The sequence below is a fragment of the Roseiflexus castenholzii DSM 13941 genome, from assembly GCF_000017805.1.
Taxonomy (GTDB): Bacteria; Chloroflexota; Chloroflexia; order Chloroflexales; family Roseiflexaceae; genus Roseiflexus; species Roseiflexus castenholzii.
Genome location: NC_009767.1, coordinates 70466 through 85368, shown reverse-complemented (window position 1 = coordinate 85368; position 14903 = coordinate 70466). Strand labels below are relative to the sequence as shown.

At 59.8% G+C, this 14903-nt stretch carries 12 protein-coding genes and 1 tRNA gene; 4 read left to right on the top strand and 9 right to left on the bottom strand.

Features of this window, described 5'->3' with window-relative positions:
* Nucleotides 1–32: 32 nt before the first annotated feature.
* From RCAS_RS00380 to RCAS_RS00370, 3 genes are all read left to right on the top strand, one after another.
* On the top strand, nucleotides 33–1427 hold the full coding sequence (locus RCAS_RS00380; protein ID WP_011997611.1) for a TRM11 family methyltransferase: 1395 nt from the start codon (nucleotides 33–35) through the stop codon (nucleotides 1425–1427).
* Between the two features lie 21 nt (nucleotides 1428–1448).
* Nucleotides 1449–2063, top strand: a complete 615-nt coding sequence (locus RCAS_RS00375) for an Eco29kI family restriction endonuclease (protein ID WP_011997610.1) — start codon at nucleotides 1449–1451, stop codon at nucleotides 2061–2063.
* A gap of 227 nt (nucleotides 2064–2290) precedes the next feature.
* Nucleotides 2291–3502 (top strand): TRAP transporter substrate-binding protein, encoded by a 1212-nt coding sequence (locus RCAS_RS00370; protein WP_011997609.1) that lies wholly within the window; start codon nucleotides 2291–2293, stop codon nucleotides 3500–3502.
* Nucleotides 3503–3747: 245 nt separating this feature from the next.
* Here the strand turns inward: RCAS_RS00370 and RCAS_RS00365 are convergent, their stop codons facing one another.
* From RCAS_RS00365 to RCAS_RS00340, 6 genes are all read right to left on the bottom strand, one after another.
* A complete protein-coding gene (locus tag RCAS_RS00365; protein ID WP_011997608.1) occupies nucleotides 3748–4845 on the bottom strand; it encodes a polysaccharide deacetylase family protein in 1098 nt (365 codons plus the stop codon).
* 22 nt (nucleotides 4846–4867) lie between these two features.
* Nucleotides 4868–5383 carry a YcxB family protein gene (locus tag RCAS_RS00360; protein WP_011997607.1) on the bottom strand — a complete coding sequence of 172 codons (516 nt, stop codon included), beginning with the start codon at nucleotides 5381–5383 and terminating at the stop codon, nucleotides 4868–4870.
* Complete coding sequence (locus RCAS_RS00355; RefSeq protein WP_011997606.1) at nucleotides 5380–5988, bottom strand: LysM peptidoglycan-binding domain-containing protein; 609 nt, start codon at nucleotides 5986–5988, stop codon at nucleotides 5380–5382. The genes RCAS_RS00360 and RCAS_RS00355 overlap by 4 nt, the downstream gene beginning before the upstream one ends.
* Nucleotides 5989–5995: 7 nt before the next feature.
* The gene (locus RCAS_RS00350) at nucleotides 5996–8476 is read right to left on the bottom strand and encodes an endonuclease MutS2 (RefSeq protein ID WP_011997605.1); all 2481 of its coding nucleotides are present in this window, start codon (nucleotides 8474–8476) and stop codon (nucleotides 5996–5998) included.
* 46 nt (nucleotides 8477–8522) lie between these two features.
* On the bottom strand, nucleotides 8523–9077 hold the full coding sequence (locus RCAS_RS00345) for a CvpA family protein (protein WP_011997604.1): 555 nt from the start codon (nucleotides 9075–9077) through the stop codon (nucleotides 8523–8525).
* Nucleotides 9078–9313: 236 nt separating this feature from the next.
* A tRNA-Gly gene (locus RCAS_RS00340) sits at nucleotides 9314–9388 on the bottom strand.
* A gap of 262 nt (nucleotides 9389–9650) precedes the next feature.
* Between RCAS_RS00340 and RCAS_RS00335 the strand changes: the two genes are divergently transcribed.
* Nucleotides 9651–13088: a BTAD domain-containing putative transcriptional regulator gene (locus RCAS_RS00335; protein ID WP_011997603.1), complete on the top strand. Its 3438-nt coding sequence runs from the start codon at nucleotides 9651–9653 to the stop codon at nucleotides 13086–13088.
* 15 nt (nucleotides 13089–13103) lie between these two features.
* Here RCAS_RS00335 and RCAS_RS00330 read toward each other — a convergent pair whose 3' ends face one another.
* The 3 genes from RCAS_RS00330 to ilvA all read right to left on the bottom strand — a co-directional run bounded on the left by RCAS_RS00330 (nucleotide 13104) and on the right by ilvA (nucleotide 14890).
* On the bottom strand, nucleotides 13104–13325 hold the full coding sequence (locus RCAS_RS00330; protein ID WP_011997602.1) for a hypothetical protein: 222 nt from the start codon (nucleotides 13323–13325) through the stop codon (nucleotides 13104–13106).
* 93 nt (nucleotides 13326–13418) lie between these two features.
* Complete coding sequence (locus RCAS_RS00325; RefSeq protein WP_011997601.1) at nucleotides 13419–13640, bottom strand: hypothetical protein; 222 nt, start codon at nucleotides 13638–13640, stop codon at nucleotides 13419–13421.
* Between the two features lie 17 nt (nucleotides 13641–13657).
* Complete coding sequence (gene ilvA, locus RCAS_RS00320) at nucleotides 13658–14890, bottom strand: threonine ammonia-lyase (RefSeq protein WP_011997600.1); 1233 nt, start codon at nucleotides 14888–14890, stop codon at nucleotides 13658–13660.
* Between the last annotated feature and the right edge of the window lie 13 nt (nucleotides 14891–14903).

Genomic DNA, 14903 nt, shown 5'->3' with positions numbered 1-14903 from the left:
TCTCTATATCCATATGTTGTGTGAGACTGCTTATGGCGATACAGCGTGCGCTCAATCTTGACTTTCCAGGCGCGCAATCGGATGCTCCGCTCTTGCGTGATCCGGCGTTCGAGCAAAACAAACAAGATGCAATCCATCGCTGGGTTCCATGGATTGCAGGTTTCTCAGCAGGCTTCGTCAGCGATGCATTGCAGCAGTATCTTCCGGATCCGGGACGGAGAGACGTTCACGTGCTGGATCCATTTGCGGGAATTGGCACAACGCTCGTCGAGAGTTTGCGACGTGGGTATCACGTGACCGGCATCGAGATCAATCCTTTTGCCGCGCTCGCTTCACGGGTCAAATGTTCGGCATTTACGATTGAGCCTGATACGTTGTTGTCCGCGATCAGAACATTCGAGCGCGAAGCCAGAGAGCGAACTGATCCCATCGATGCGGCATTTGAGCGCGGCGATGATCTCCTTCAATGCACGCCTGCGCCCCGATCACGGCCACCTGTCGCATTTCGCTCACGCACACCGTTTTTCAGCCCGGCGGTTGAGCAGAAGATCCTGCATTGTCTCGATCTCATTAGTGACGTTGCCAGTTGCCAGATCAGGGAACTGATGTCGCTGGCTCTGGGATCAATCCTGGTGCAGGTGTCCAACTACTCATACGAGCCGAGTCTTGGATCGCGCGTCGCGGCTGGCAAGACGAATGTACTCAATGCTGATGTGGTCAGCCTGCTTTCATCCAGGCTTCGCATGATGTATCACGATGTGATGGTCTACCGTGATGCCATGATGCAATGGACGCCGCTTCCTACTGCTCGGGTCATTGAGGGCGACTCGCGGTTGATGCCCCAGATGGTGAAGGAGTCGTCGGTTGATATTGTCATTACTTCACCTCCATATCTCAATAACTATCACTATGTGCGCAATACCCGTCCGCACCTGTTCTGGTTCGGCTTTGTCTCGAAACCATCTGATTTGAAGCGTTTAGAACAAGCAAACTTTGGCAAGTACTGGCAAACAGTCCGTAATGCTGATCCTTCAAAACTTCAGTTCGAACTTCCCGGTTTGAGTCGAATAATAGAAGAAATCACCTTGCGAAACCCTCAAAAACATGTGTATGGAGGAAAAGGGTGGGCGAATTATGCAATAGAGTATTTCAATGACTGTTATACATTGTGTCAGAGTTTCTATCGAGTTCTCAGGAAAGGAACCCGTGCTATTGTTGTTTTAGGAAATTCTATCATCCAAGGAGTAAACTTTCCCACAGACCTGTTTTTTGGACAAATTGGCGAACTATGTCACCTGAAACTTGATGAAATTCTTCCATTGCGGAAGAAACGGGTTGGTAACAGTATTATCAATTCTTCGGTTCGCAATGGTGGATCTGATGTGATTTCACTCTACGAAGCAGCTGTCATTCTCCGAAGAGTCTAGATCGACCATCTTTAGAAATCTATGGAGCCGTTCAACCCTTTGGACAAAAGGAACCTGGGAACAAGCGTGGCGCAGGCGCTCCTATTGCAAAGCCTTCAAAGCTTACCACCTGCACAGAAATTCGAAGGTGCTGGAATATACGCTCTCTACTACGCTGGAGAGCATGAGTTGTACAAACCTCTCCGTATACGAGGAGATGATGACACGCAAACAAGCCCCATCTGTGGAGGAAAGGCTGTGCCTGCGGGCGCCAGGGTCGGCAGATTTGGATTGAACAAGCCGCCAGGTCCAGTGTTGTTCAACAGGCTGAAGGAACACGCCGATTCCATAAATCAAACATCTGATCTCAAGTCGGAAGATTTCAAGTGTCGATTTCTGGTTGTTGATGACATCTGGATTCCGCTGGGAGAAGCGCTGCTCATTGAACAGTTTCAACCAATATGGAACAGCGTCGTGCCAGGCTTTGGAAATCATGATCCCGGCAAAGGGCGGCACAATCAGCTACGCTCAGCGTGGGGCACGCTGCATCTTGGTCGACCATGGGCGGCGAATCTTAAGGATTACCCGAAAAAACCCGACGAGATTGCTGAGGCGGTGCGTCGAGCGCTCGAAACCATCACCGACTCGCGCCCTTGACTTCGCTACGCATAACGTCCAGAGTGCAACACTGAACATTCAACGGTCATCTTCAATCTTCCTGCCTTCCACCTGCAACCGCACGCACCTTTTGTCGCTCGTCTCATTTCACTCCTTGCCTGTACCTCGGAACAACCGCCTTGCGCATCTAAACGTTATCAAGTATACTTCTTATATACCTCTCATTGTGGCCGACAGATGGTTCTGAAACAAGGAGCAACGAAAGCATGCGACGACGAGTGTTTCTTCGCAGCGTCGCGGCGGGCAGCGCAGCCCTGACGGCTGCTACGCTGGCAGCGTGCGGCCAGGCTCCGCAGACGCCAGCCCAGCAGGCGACGACTGCCCCGGCTCAACAGGCGACGACCGCCCCGGCTCAGCAGGCGACGACCGCGCCGGTAGCGACTGCGCCACAGGCGCAGGCGCCAGCCCAGACGAGCGAAATGCCATCCATTGAGTGGGACATGGCCACCAGTTGGCCCGTTGCACTCGACACGATCTTTGGCGGTGCGCAAACGGTCGCTGATCGTGTCGCAGCGATGACCGACGGGAAGTTCAAAATTACGCCGCGCGCCGCCGGTGAACTGGCGCCCGGTCTCCAGGTGCTCGATGTGGTGCAGCAAGATGCCGTTCCGATTGGCCATACCGCGTCGTATTACTATGTCGGCAAAAGCCCGGTCACGGCATTCGGCACATCGCTGCCTTTTGGTCTCAATGCACAGCAGCAGAATGCCTGGTTGTACGATGGCGGCGGTTTAGAGAAGTTGCAAGCGGTGTACGCCAAACTGTTTGGCGTCATTCAGTTTCCGGCCGGCAACACCGGCGTTCAAATGGGTGGCTGGTTCCGCAAGGAAATTAACACTGTCGCTGATCTCCAGGGTCTCAAGATGCGTATCCCCGGCCTCGGCGGGCAGGTGATGACGAAACTCGGCGTCACGGTGCAGGTCATTGCAGGCGGTGAGATCTTCCAGGCGCTCCAGACGGGCGCTGTCGATGCGGCAGAATGGGTCGGTCCGTATGACGACGAGAAACTCGGTCTGAACAAGGCAGCACAGTTCTACTACTATCCGGGTTGGTGGGAGCCGGGTCCTACGCTCGAAGTGCAGGTCAATCTCAATCGCTGGAATGAGTTGCCCAAGACGTATCAGGAGGCGATCAAGACCGCATCAGCCGAGGCGAATATCACGATGCTTGCGCGCTACGACGCACGCAACCGCCAAGCCCTCAAGCGTCTGGTGGACGGCGGTGTGCAATTGCGTCCGTATAGCAAAGAAATCCTCGACGCTGCCGAGAAGGCCGCTTTTGAGCTGTACGACGAGTTCGCCGCCAAGGATGCCGATTTCAAGGCGATCTACGAGGAATGGAAAGCATTCCGCACGGCGATCTACGAGTGGAATAGGGTGAACGAGGCAGGGTTCACCAACTACGTCTACAGCAAGTAGGGGCGCTCCTCCTGGGCGCCTGCCTGTGGATGCCCGCCCCGCAGTCAGGTTCAAGGGCACGCATAAGCATAGCGGGCATGCGTGGCGTTGGGATGCGCCGTTTTACCTTTACCCCCGCTCCTCTCCCGCGCGCGGGAGAGGAGCGGGGAGCGAAGTGATCGAGGCTGTCCTGCGGTGAGAGTGCCGGTGTTCGCTCTGGTGTTCTGTCCGCCCTTAAGCGCAGGCAGGTCGAGGCGCCCGCCACATCACTTGAGCACATCCGACAATTTCCGCACCTCGAAGCCCATTACCGCAAATCGATCCAGAATCTCCGGTAACGCATCAGCAGTTGCTTCGCTGCCACAGTGTGCCAGAATGATCGCGCCGCGCAGATCGTTCTGGCTGAGTTTCCCGGTGACTCGCTCGACGAGGAACTCAGGCGTCTTCGGTTCGCCGACCGAGTCCAGGCTGTCGAGTGTCCAGTAGATGGGCAGGTACCCTTCCGCCAGTGCCGCGCGCAGCACCCGCTCATTGTAGGCGCCGTAGGGAGGGCGGAAGAAGGGGCGTGTCGTCGCGCCTGGAGCAATCTCATGCAAAATAGCCTCGGTCTCGTTCAGTTCACGGCGGATGGTATTGTCGTCGAGCGTCGTCAGATCGGGATGATTCACCGTGTGATTGGCAAGTTCGTGTCCATCCGCCACCATCTGGCGCACCAGGTCGGGATTGGCGCGCATCCAGCGTCCGGTGAGGAAGAAGGTGATGGTGATGCCGCGCTCACGCAGCGCTGCCAGGATGCGTGGCGTCGGCGCCGCGCCTGCGCCAGCGTCGAGGGTCAACGCGATCCAGGGACGCTCTGCGCCGCCGCGCCGCACCAGCAGCGCATCACCTGCGTCGGTTGGCGCCAGCAACGGCACAACCAGTTCCCTTCCAATACGCGGTGGCGCGTCAAGTCGATTGTATGTTTCAATAAGCGCCACCGTGCTCCCATAGCGGTCCGCGATGGTCTCCAGCGTCTCACCCGCAGCGACTCGATGCCCGGCATAGCCGACGATACGTAGCGGGGGCGTGGCTGTGGGCAATGGCTCGGATGTAAGCGGCGAGGGCATCACGGCGGGCGCAGGAGTCGCCACGGATGGCAGCGCCGGCGGCGCGACCGACACAGCAGTGGTTGGCTCAATCGACACAGCAGTAGTTGGCGCAACCGAGATGCTGGCAGTCGGCGCGGCAACGGCAGGCGGTGAAGCCGGTGCGAGCGCCAACGGCGCTGCGGGACGACGAATCAGGTCGTTGAGAAACCAGCCAAGCGCGATTCCCGTCAGCAGGGTCAGGGCTATGAGAGGGAGACTTGTGTTGCGCTGTTCCATAGCATCCGCCAGACGCTCTGTTTCATGGAGAACGACGGATGTTTGCGCGCAAAAGTTCCCGAAACTCGTCGATTGCTTTCCGATCTGCAAAGGCGCGTTTTGGCACGACCGAATACGCCCAGCGACCGTGGATCAGAACAAAGACGCGATCACTCTCGGCGAACGATTGATACCGCTCCCAGGATCGACTGACGCGCTCCGCGCCGAAGCGAAAATGGACACCCTTTCGATCAACGACCGTTTCGATTGGCTGGCGCAACGCCGGGCTGCTGCGAAATGTGGACCAGACCAGGAGTAAAGGGACGGGATCGAACCATGTGAACAGCCCCAGCGCCAGCAGCAACAGCGCCGCCGGTTGCACTCCCACGGTAAACACGATCCAGACGGCGCTAAAGATAGCGACAATCGCAACGAACTTGTAGAACAGATGCTTGCGTGTCGAACGTTGGTAGAGCCGGCAAGCATGCAGTTGCTCATCGAGCGTATGGGTGTATCGCAGTGTTACACTTTGTGTACTGGCTTGCGTTCCTGTTGTCATGGAATGATCAACTCCTGTCCGACCCGTAGGTTATCGGCAGCGGCAGGCGTCAGATTGTTGGCGCGCAGGAGCGCCTCGACCGTCACACCGTTGCGTTCTGCTATGCCGCGCAGGGTATCACCCGGTTGCACCACATACCGTCGACCCGCCTGCGGGACAGGAGTGGCGGTCGGCTCCGGCGTTGCGGATGGTGCTGCCGTAGGTTCGGCGGTTGGTTCGGGCGTCGCGGATGGTGCTACCGTGGGTTCGGGTGTTGCCGTGGGTTCGGCGGTTGGTTCGAGCGTCGCTGTTGCCGGTGCGGGTTGCACTGCCGGTGTGGCGGTAATCTCCTCCGGCAGTGGAACATCAGTTGGTGACACTATGGGCGCCTCGACCATTGGCGCGGCAAGTGGCTGCATCACGGTCAATCCGGCGATGCGCAGGTTCGATGGATTGCTGCGCGCCAGGGCAAAGACTGTACCAAAAGCCGCTCCAAAGATGACGACCGCCAACGTGAGGCGCACCCGCTCATCAAGACGCTGTCGCGTCAGGCGCAGCGCCATAGCGCCCACCAGCGGCAACAGGAGTGCAGTCAGAAGGAGGGTAAGCAGCATCCACTGCGACATAGCCAGGTCACCGCTCCTGAAGGCGCACGATGGTCACGCCTTCGCCGCCTTCCGCTGCACTGGCGCTGCTGAACGATGCGACCAGTTTATGCTCTTTGAGCAGATCGCGCACTGCCTGCCGCAGCGCACCGGTACCTTTGCCGTGGATGATGCGCACCCATGGCAATCCGGCAAGATAGGCATCATTCAGATAGCGATCAAGCCGGTCACGCGCATCAGCAGCCCGCCAGCCGCGCATATCGAGTTCGAGCGACACATCACGCGGCGCAGGGATCGACGCGCCACGCGACTCATATGCCGGGCGGTCAGGCTGCTCTGCTTTTCCATCGCCGCGCTTTTCGCGCGTCAGTTCGGCAAGATCGGCCTGCATTCGGAAGCCGCCGACCTGCACCTCGGCAGTCTGCTCTTCTTCATCGATTGAGAGAATCTCGCCGATTAATCCTACAGAACGCACCCGTACAACGTCACCGGGGTGCAGCGGGCGCGGACCCTGCTCGACAACGGTTGTCACCGCTCGTTCGGCAAGTGCGCCGGTCGGGGTTTCGGGCAGGCTGGCGCGCACTTCGTGCAGGCGTTGTTCCGCTTCTTCGAGCCACCGGCGCGAAACCGACACCGAACGAAACTCGTCGCGCAACCGCCGCACTTCGCTGCGCGCCTGGCGCAACTCTGCTTCGATCTCATCGCGCGCCGATTGCCAGGCTTCGCTGCGCCGCGCCTCGAATTCGCGCAACTCGGCGGCAAGTCGTTCGCGGTACTTCTCGGCATCGGCGCGCACTTCCATCGCGCGCTGCAACTCGGCTGCGGCGGCGGCGCGTTCACGATGGATGCCCGCCAGCAGGTCCTCGACCTGCACATCCTGGCGCGCCATACTGGCGCGGGCACGCTCGATCAATGCCGGCGACAGACCCAAACGTGCGGCGATCGCCAGCGCATTCGAGCGCCCTGGCAAACCAATCGTCAGTTTATAGGTTGGCGCCAGGGTTTCAACATCGAACTCGACCGAGGCGTTTTCGACGCCGGGTGTGGCATAGGCGAACGCTTTCAGTTCCGCGTAGTGCGTGGTGGCGACGCCGAGCACGCCAAGTTCGAGCAAGCGCTCGATAATCGCGCGCGCCAGCGCCGAACCTTCCACCGGATCGGTGCCGGCGCCGAGTTCATCGAGCAACACCAGCGCCGGCAGGCGTTCCGCACATGCCGGTTCGGTCGGTGTTGGGTCCGCCGCGAACGCTTCGGCGCTCTCCTCGTTCGGTGCGCCTTCAAGCGCCCGCAGAATGCGGATGATATTCGTCATGTGCGATGAAAAGGTCGAAAGACTCTGCTCGATGCTCTGTTCATCGCCGATGTCGGCGAAAATCTGCTTAAAGACCGGCACGCGCGATGGATGAGCCGCCGGAACATGCATCCCCGCCTGCGCCATCAACGCCAGCAGCCCAGTTGTCTTAAGCGCGACGGTTTTGCCGCCGGTGTTGGGACCGGTGATCAGCAGTATGCGGAACGAACCGCCGAGGCGCATATCGATTGGCACGACCTGCTGCGGATCGATCAACGGATGGCGTGCGGCAGTGAGCAGGAGCAGCGGTTCATCAGGCGATGGCGGCGCATCAACGATCTCCGGCATCACACAGCGCATAGCAACGGCATAGCGCGCCATAGCAAATGCCAGATCAAGCGTTGCCAGCGACTCGACGCCGGTGACGATTGCATCGGCGTGATCGCCGACCTGCGCCGAGAGTTCCGCCAGAATGCGTTCGACTTCTTTCTGCTCGGCGAGTTGCGCTTCGCGCCAGGCATTGTTCAGATCCACGATGGTTAATGGCTCAATGTAGAGTGTGGCGCCGCTTGCCGATTGATCGTGCACCAACCCGCGAATCGCGCGGCGGTGTGTGGCTTTCACCGGAACGACATAGCGCCCGTTGCGCACGGTGATGATCGGCTCTTGCAACGCATCGCTGTGGATTGTGATAAGATTGTGAAGTTTTTCCTGCAAACGATTGAAGGCAATCCGCACTTCAGCGCGCAAGCGCGCCAGTTTTGGGCTGGCGCTATCGAGCACCTGACCATCGTCGCCTATGGCGCGCCCAATGGCATCTTCGATTGCCGGCAGCGCTGGCAGATCGGCGGCAATTTCGCGGAGGAGCAGAAAATGGTCTGGATCGAGTTTCAGCAGCGTCGCGCGCAGACGCCGCGCACCGGCAAGTGTTGCAGCGATTTCGAGGAGTGTCGTCGCATCACACACCCCGCCGCGCCGCGCCAGGCCCGCGGCAGGGCGCACATCACGCGCGCCGCCGATGGTGAGATCCGGCATCTCGTCGAGCAAACGACGCGCTTCATCAGTCCGGCGTAAACGCCGCCGCACATCGACCGGATCGACCGATGGTATCAGGTTCAGCGCCATCTCGCGCGAAACCGAGAATGCGGCGTAACGCGCGAGATGCTGGCGAACTTTGGGAAACTCGAGGGTGTCGAGTGTCTGGCGGGCGATAGCCACAGGTAAAGACCTCAACCACACCGGCAGGATTGCGCTGCCTGGATTACTACCGGATGAGAAAGATGATCTCGGTTTCGCGCGGCAGGATCGGCCTGACCGACTCGTAGATCAGCGGCAGAATGTTGTTGGCGAAGAACTGAACGAGCACCGAACCGCGCACCCCGCTCTGGAACACCTTGACGATTGGAAACGTCACTGTTCCCGCTGTATCGCGAAACACGAACAACTGCTCGAACAGAATGGCAAGCATACCCAGGAACAACGCCCCCAACACCAGACCAAGCAGCGTGCCGACGATTTTATCGACGAAGTCCAGACTGGCCGGCATTTTCGCATAACGGAACGTATACAGACCGGCAGTTGTGATCAATAGGAACGCAACGAGCAAGATGACACCGAAGGCGACAATTTGCGCGACATCGAACGATGTGCCGAAGCGTTCGCGGAAAAAACGACCGAGCGCCTGGAAATAGAGACTCGCCAGGATAATGCTGATATAGAATGAAACAATGGCGATCGTCAGCCGGATGATGCCCTGAAAGAACCCCAGAGCCAGCCCGCCCAGCACGCCGAGCAAGAACAAAATATCGATAAGGTTCATGCGCCCTCCTCATCCGTTATTCGATGGCGCGCGATGCATTATAGCATATCGACGCGCAATGCTTCCCGCAGTCCGAACACAGACGATGCCCGAGAGCGTCTGGCAATTGCAGGCGTGCTTCGCATCTGAACAGGCGCCGCTCCTTACGAGGTTCGATGGAAATGCTTCGGGATGTTCCACAAAATGCAAACCCCACTGTGCGGTCAGTGGGGTTTGACGGTGTGCCGCCCTGGTTGTGGAGCGGGAGACGGGATTCGAACCCGCAGCCCTCTGCTTGGGAAGCAGATGCGCTACCGTTGCGCCACTCCCGCAGTGATTCATACTGTAGCAGTTTCGGCGATTTCTGTCAAGAGTGCACGCGCACACGCTGGGATGATCCTCGTCTCCATATAGTGCTTAAGTCCCATAGCGTGGATAGGAATTGACGTTCCGTGTACAATATTCACCAGAATGGAAGCTTACGCTGACTGTGCGATGCGTAGCGCGTATTGTGGATGCGAACACACTCCCACGGATGTTGACAGACGAGACAGAAGAGCGTGCATTGTGCCAGGCGTAGCCATCTGAATCCGTATGCGTACACTCAACCACAGCATCGAATCCAGCAGTCAAAGCCGTGGCGCGCAGGCGCTCTTGCCGCTCAAACTGCTTCCCCCGCCCCTGCGCGATGGGGTGCTGCTTCGTCCCGATCTCCAGGCATTGTTGGCAGAAGTGCGGTTGCAGCCGCTGACTCTTGTGGTAGCGCCGGCCGGGTATGGCAAAACAACGCTGATTGCGCAATGGGCGCAAGAATTGGGACGCACCGGCGCGCCGGTCTCCTGGTTGACGCTCGATGTCGGTGAACGCGACCCGGCATTGTTTCTGGCGTACCTGATCCGCGCGTTTCAGTCGGCTTTTCCCGTCCTCGGACAGGATGCGGCGCGGGTGCTGTCGAGCGCTGCGAATCTCGAACGTGACTGGCCCCTGGTTGCCGGGGCGCTGTGCAGCGATTTGCAGCGTCATGTGCTGTCGGCAGCCTTTCTGTTCCTCGATGATCTGCATCAGGTGATCGACTCGTCCGTCATTGGGCAGATTCTCGGCTACCTCCTGCGCGCCGCGCCGCCTTCCCTGCATGTGGTGATTGCATCACGGCGCGAGGTGACCATTCCGCCGCTGGCGCGCCTGCGCATGGAGGGGCGGGTTGTCGATGTGCGCCAGTCTGATCTTCATCTGAACCTGGAGCAGGCGCGCCAGTTGCTCGCCATTCAGGGTGTGGCGCTCTCGGATGAGGAACTCACGATGCTGCTGGCGCGCACCGAAGGGTGGGCGTTGAGCCTGCAACTTGCTGCCCGTGTGCTTGCGGAACAGCCGGTTGAGCGCCGTAGCGAGTTTGTAGCCGCATTGGGCGGTGGAAGTGAGCAATTGCTGGCGTATCTTGCGACTGAGGTGCTCGCCGATCTTCCCGCAGATGTGCTCGAGTTTCTCCGCCTGGCTGCGCTTCCGCCCCATTTCGACGCCGATCTGCTGGCGGATGCGCTGTTGCGGGAAGATGTCCCGTACCTGTTGCGTCGTGTTCGCGCCCTGGGTCTGCCGCTGACGCCGATCGATGCGCAGGGTGATCGCTTACGTTTTCATCCGCTCTGGCGCGAATTGCTGGTGCGCGATATTCACGAGATCGTGGACGATGAAACGCTTGCTGCATTCCATCGTCGTTTCGGTCGGCAGTTCGAGCTTCGCGGCGAACTCGAAGAAGCGCTCGATCATTATGCCCGCGCCAACAGCATCGACGATCTCGAACGCGCTCTGCTCGAACGCGCCTGGCCCCTGCTCAATTCGCCGCGCCGTGATACTGTGCGGCGCTGGATTGAACAGATACCGGCAGAACGGCGCGATACCAACCCCGAATTACTGTATATGTGGGGGTACAGCCTGATCGTCGCCAATCCGCCGCTTGCAGCGCAGGTGATCGAGCGCGCTGCCGACCTGTTCCGCCGGGCAGAGGCGCATGCGCGCGAATTGCGCGCGTACTCCGATCTGGCAGCGCTCCTCTTCTGGCAGGCGCGGCCTGCCGATTTCGCCGCTGTGTGTGTGCGCGCCATCCGTGCTGCCAATCAGGCGCGTGATGCCTGGTCGCGCGGCGCAGCGCTGACGTGCGCTGCCGCCATGCTGTCAATTCGCGGGCGCCTCTCTGCTGCGCTTCGGGTTGCGCGCCATGCCACTGCGCATCCCCTCAATCCGGCGTGGCACTGGTTGCTGGCAATGATCGTCACGTCGATCCACAATCAGCTTGGGCGCCCCGCTGATGCGCTGGCAGTCGTCGATGAAGCTCTCCAACTGACGCAGATCGACAGCAACGACCGCATGCGACAGAATCTCCTGCGTCAGCGGGCGATGGCGCTCTATCTGCTCGGCCAGCACACTGAGGCGATTGCTCTGGCGCTGGACGCTCATCGTTACCTGTTGGACTACTATCGTGACGGCACGGCTGGCGTGAGCGCTGCACAACTGGCGTTGCTTCTCTCATTGCAGGGGCGTCTCGATGAAGCGGCGATCTACATTGCGCAGGCGCGCGCCGCCTTTCATGACCTTGGCGCGCTGGCGCCGCTCGCGTCGTTGCAAGCCATCGAACTGTACAGTATGCTGCGGCGTGGTCAGGCGGCGCGCGCCGCCGCCGCCGCCGCCGCGTTTGTGCGCCGGCTCGATGAGGTGGAAGGCATTGCGCCTGATCTGCGTCTGCGCCTCCTGCTTGCTATTGTGCTCGGTGAGGCGGGTGAGCGCCGCCAGGCGCTCGACGTGCTGAAAACGACCGTTCAACAGATGCAGCATCGTGGCTATCGGCTGTTTCTGGCGTCCGCCTGCCTCTATGGGGCGTATCTTGCCGGGACGTGCAGTGAAGCGGAGTTGCGCGATGTCTGGCTCCGTGTCGGATGGACCATTGCCGGAGAGGATCGCTGCCGTTTCCTCCCCATGATGCCTGCCGAAGCCTTGAGAGATGTGGCAGCGGCGGCGTTGCGCGCTGGGATTGGCGGAGACGCACCTGGACGTGTTCTATCGCATCATCTCGGCAATGAGACGGTGGAACTCTTGCAGGACATGTTGAGCGACTCGTCGCCAGAGGTGCGTGCGCGGGCGGCGCGGTTGCTTGGCGATGTTGGCACGGCAGCCGCCTATCCAGTATTGCGCGCGTTGATCAAGGATCGCAATCCGGCGGTGCGCCAGATCGCCGAAGAGTCGCTCAACCGCCTGGTGTATCGCCCTCCATACGTGTTGCGCATTCGTATGCTTGGCGCCTTCACCGTCTGGCGGGGCGACCACGAGATTCGTGACCGTGAATGGCGCAGCAGCAAGGCGCGCCAGTTGTTGCAGTTGCTGCTGACCGAACGCGGACGATCCCTTTCGCGCGAACAGGTCGTTGATGCGCTCTGGCCCGATATGGAGATCGACGCAGCGACCAATAATTTGCGTGTCACGATCAATCGTTTGAGCAAGGCGCTTGAGCCTGATCGCCCCGACGGCGCGCCATCTGCTTTTTTGGTGCAGCAGGGTGACACGTATGCCTTCAATACCGCCAGCGATCACCGGATCGATGTTGTTGAGTTCGTCGATGCGATTGCTGAAGGACGCCACGCCGATCAGCGTGGTCAGCGCGCCACAGCCATCGCGGCCTACCGGCGCGCGGTTCAGTTGTATGGCGGTCCCTATCTGCCGGATACCATGTACGAAGACTGGACGGTCGTCGAACGTGAACGGCTGGCGCTGGCATTCATCGAGGCGGCGCTTCGCCTGGGCGCGCTTCTCCTCGAGGAAGGCGCCGTTCACGAGGCGATAGGGTTGGGATGGCGCGTCATCGAGATCGATCAAACCCAGGAAGAAGCGTACCGCCTGCTGATGCGCGCGCACGCTGCGCTCGGTGAGCGCAGCACAGCGCTGCGCCTGTATACGCGGTGCGTTAGTGTGTTACAGAATGAATTGGGCATCACGCCATTGCCCGAAACGACCGCGCTCTACCAGACGCTGCGCGACCTCCGGTAGAGTCGGGCAGGGCGGTTATCGTGAGGATGGTGGCGGCAGTTCATCAAGGGGAACCTGACGTTTCTGCGAACGTTCGCAACGATAGCGAATGAATGTCAGCGCTTCCTGTAAGGTGCGAAACACCTGCTCGTCGCCGCTCCCGACATGGTGCACCCGACCGTGCCACAACTCCGGGTCCGCCTGGTCGTCTTCAACGATCAGACGCAACAAAAACGCCTCTGTGCGCCGCTGACTCATTCCTCTATCCTCCTCGCTGCACGCTCCTGAATGCAGCGGTAATCGGGCATGTGCGTGTCGAACGCAGTCTATCGAAGCGCTATTACCATTCCATTACCGCCGTGCAATGCCGGTGACCACATTCATCAGATAAGAAACGCTGATGGCATCGCCGGGCTGCGGATCAGGATAGGCGTCGTCCACGCCGATCCGGGCACGGCGCGCCTGGTCGGGCGCATCGATGTGAGCAAAGATGATGTCATAGAAACGGGTTCCGTGGATGTCAATCAGTTGGATATGGTGCAGAACGGCATCTTTCTTGCCAGACATAATCATGGCTGAACATCCTTTCACTATTCGGGCCATCCACCGACGCCTTCGCGCTCTACATGGTAGCCGGAGGCGCTCAGGTGCTGAATGACCTGCTGGCCATGCTGTTCATCGCGCACCTCAAGCACCAGTTCGATGCCGACCCGGTCGAGTGGCGCCAGCCAGACGGCGCGGCGATGAAAAATATCGATAACATTCGCGCCCGACTCGGCAACGCGCACGAGGAGCGGCGCCAGGTTGCCAGGGCGATCCTCGAGGGTCGATTTGAGCAGCAGGTAGCGCCCCTGCCGCACGGCGACCTGTTCGAGCACGCGGGTCAACAGGTTGCTGTCGATGTTACCGCCGCACAGCGGCACACACACGGTCTCCCCGCTGCGGGGCGTCACCTGCCCGCTGATCAACGCTGCCAGTCCGGCAGCGCCGGCTCCTTCGACGACCAGACGATTGTGCTGCACCGTGTGCGCAATGGCGCGTGCAATGGAGTCATCATCGACAGTGACCACCTCATCGACCAGATCACGAATGATCGAAAGGGTCAATGCTCCCGGTCGTTTGACGGCGATGCCGTCGGCAATCGTGTGTGCGCTGGAAACGGCGATAGGGCGTCCGGCGGCAAGTGATCGCGGCACCGGAGCACAGCCAGCGGACTGCACGCCGATGATACGCACGTGGGGCAGGATCGCCCTGAGCGCCAGCGCAATTCCGCTGATCAGACCGCCACCGCCGATCGGAACGATGATCAGGCTGAGATCGGGCAGCGCCTCGGCAATTTCCAGTCCAAGCGTCCCCTGACCGATGATGATGTGTTCGTGGTCGAACGCCGGTACGTAGACCATGCCACGTTCCGCCTCCAGACGACGGGCATACGCCTGTGCATCGTCGAAGGTCGCGCCGTGCAGGATAACCTCTGCGCCGAGGCGTTGAGTGGCTATGATTTTCGTCAACGGCGCGCGCTCAGGCATCACAATCGTTGCGGGCAAACCCAGCAACCGCGCTGCCAGGGCTACCCCTTGCGCATGATTGCCTGCCGATGGTGCGATAACCCCGCGTTGCCGCGCAGCGTCAGGCAGACGGCTGATCATCGTATAGGCTCCGCGCACCTTGAACGATCCGCTTCGTTGGGTGCATTCCGCCTTGAGCCAGATCGATGCATTGAGTTCCTGGGAGAGACGCTCATCAGGGAGTAACGGCGTTTCGATGATAATGCCGCGCAATGCTGCACGCGCGGCGCGAATGTCGTCGAGGGTGATTGGCATCCTTTTTCCTCGC

What these genes read in the sequence shown, in the direction of transcription:
- RCAS_RS00380 (WP_011997611.1), top strand. Translation starts at nt 33, where the DNA reads ATGGCGATACAGCGTGCGCTCAATCTTGACTTTCCAGGCGCGCAATCG.
- RCAS_RS00375 (WP_011997610.1), top strand. Translation starts at nt 1,449, where the DNA reads ATGGAGCCGTTCAACCCTTTGGACAAAAGGAACCTGGGAACAAGCGTG.
- RCAS_RS00370 (WP_011997609.1), top strand. Translation starts at nt 2,291, where the DNA reads ATGCGACGACGAGTGTTTCTTCGCAGCGTCGCGGCGGGCAGCGCAGCC.
- RCAS_RS00365 (WP_011997608.1), bottom strand. Translation starts at nt 4,845, where the DNA reads ATGGAACAGCGCAACACAAGTCTCCCTCTCATAGCCCTGACCCTGCTG.
- RCAS_RS00360 (WP_011997607.1), bottom strand. Translation starts at nt 5,383, where the DNA reads ATGACAACAGGAACGCAAGCCAGTACACAAAGTGTAACACTGCGATAC.
- RCAS_RS00355 (WP_011997606.1), bottom strand. Translation starts at nt 5,988, where the DNA reads ATGTCGCAGTGGATGCTGCTTACCCTCCTTCTGACTGCACTCCTGTTG.
- RCAS_RS00345 (WP_011997604.1), bottom strand. Translation starts at nt 9,077, where the DNA reads ATGAACCTTATCGATATTTTGTTCTTGCTCGGCGTGCTGGGCGGGCTG.
- RCAS_RS00335 (WP_011997603.1), top strand. Translation starts at nt 9,651, where the DNA reads ATGCGTACACTCAACCACAGCATCGAATCCAGCAGTCAAAGCCGTGGC.
- RCAS_RS00330 (WP_011997602.1), bottom strand. Translation starts at nt 13,325, where the DNA reads ATGAGTCAGCGGCGCACAGAGGCGTTTTTGTTGCGTCTGATCGTTGAA.
- RCAS_RS00325 (WP_011997601.1), bottom strand. Translation starts at nt 13,640, where the DNA reads ATGATTATGTCTGGCAAGAAAGATGCCGTTCTGCACCATATCCAACTG.
- ilvA (WP_011997600.1), bottom strand. Translation starts at nt 14,890, where the DNA reads ATGCCAATCACCCTCGACGACATTCGCGCCGCGCGTGCAGCATTGCGC.